Below are 1,443 nucleotides of genomic sequence, written 5' to 3'. Positions count from 1 at the left end.
GGGGGGTGTCCCTATGTGGTTGTCAAGCCGCGGCTGGGACGGGAGCTGGTTCGGGGTGGCGGTAGTGGGTGCCGTTGCGGAGCATCGCGTAGAGGACGTCGCAGCGGCGGCGGGCCAGGCAGATCAGGGCGGCGTTGTGCTTCTTGCCCTCGGCTCGTTTGCGGTCGTAGTAGGTCCTGCTGGTCGGGTCGGCGAGGGCGGCGAACGCGGCCAGGAAGAACGCGCGTTTGAGTTTGCGGTTGCCGGTCCGGGCCGGATGCTCGCCCTTGATGCTGGTGCCGGAGCTGCGGGTGACGGGAGCGATGCCGGCGTAGGCGGCCAGATGGCCGGAGCTGGCGAAGTTCGAGGCGTCACCGACCTCGAGCAGGATGCGGGCGGCGGTCCTGACGCCGATGCCGGGCATCGAGGTCAGGACCCCGGCAAGAGGGTGCGCATCGAGTATCCCCTCAATCTGCTCCGCGACTGCTTTGCGTTGCTGGAGAACCGTTTTCAGGCTGTCAGCCAGCCTCGGGAGCACGGTGTCCGCGGCAGCGGTGCCCGGGACGGTGACCGTCTGCTCGTCCAGGGCGACCATGATCGCGTCGATGAGTTTGTCGCCCATCCGGGGCGCGTGGACTTTCGCGATCTCGGTCAGCTTGCGGCGGCCGGCTTTGGCGATGCCGGCCGGGCCGCCGCAACGCGACAGGATCTCCAGCACCGCCGGATGACTGATCCGCGGACCGATCGCCCGCTCGAGGGCGGGATGGATGCCGGTCAGCAGACCGCGGATCCGGTTGGCGATGCGGGTGGCTTCGCCGGCCAGGTCGTCGTCGAACCCGACCAGCACATCCAGCTCGGCCAACGCCTCATCGTCGACGTCGACCGGGCGCAGCGTATGCGGCAGCGAGCGAGCGGCGTCGGCGATGACGAACGCGTCCCGGGCGTCGGTCTTGGCCCGGCCGGGATAGAGGTCGGCGATGCGGCGCATCGCCAGACCGGGCAGATAGGCCACCTGATGTCCGACCGCGCGGGCGACCGCGACCGGCAACGCCCCGATCGTGGCCGGCTGGTCCACCACGACCAGCAACGGTCCGTGCTGGGCGAGCTTGTCGAACAAGGCCTTCAGTTTCGGTTCGCTGTTGGGCAGCGGCCCGTCATGCAGACGCTTGCCCGCCGGGTCGAGGCCGACTGCGTGATGGGCTTCCTTGCCGACATCCAGGCCGAGGAACACCCCGAAACTGCTGCTCATGCACCATGCCGTTCGGTCGTCGCGACGTGGTCACCAGGCTGGGCATCGATGGCCGGCACCCACGTTACGACGAGACCTACCAAGCTGGTGGCCGTGTCCCTATCAGCGGTCCCTCGATGCCACCAGGCCCGGTGACACCACCCCCCGGATCATGGGTTCGACTGGGGGCGTCAGTCATGCCAGGCCTGGCGACCACAACTCCCTGGTCGGGAGCC

General features: G+C 69.0%; 1 protein-coding gene. It reads right to left on the bottom strand.

What is annotated here, in order from left to right:
* Positions 1–22: 22 nt before the first annotated feature.
* Positions 23–1,228, bottom strand: a complete 1,206-nt coding sequence (locus tag ACLJQE_RS44590) for an IS110 family transposase (protein ID WP_410645916.1) — start codon at positions 1,226–1,228, stop codon at positions 23–25.
* Positions 1,229–1,443: the final 215 nt, after the last annotated feature.

The sequence above is a fragment of the Amycolatopsis sp. lyj-346 genome, from assembly GCF_046548975.1.
In the GTDB taxonomy this organism is placed as follows: Bacteria; Actinomycetota; Actinomycetes; order Mycobacteriales; family Pseudonocardiaceae; genus Amycolatopsis.
This window is presented reverse-complemented; position numbering and strand designations above follow the sequence as displayed.

Excerpts from the sequence above, each read along its gene's own strand:
- ACLJQE_RS44590 (WP_410645916.1), bottom strand. The coding sequence starts at position 1,228 with ATGAGCAGCAGTTTCGGGGTGTTCCTCGGCCTGGATGTCGGCAAGGAA.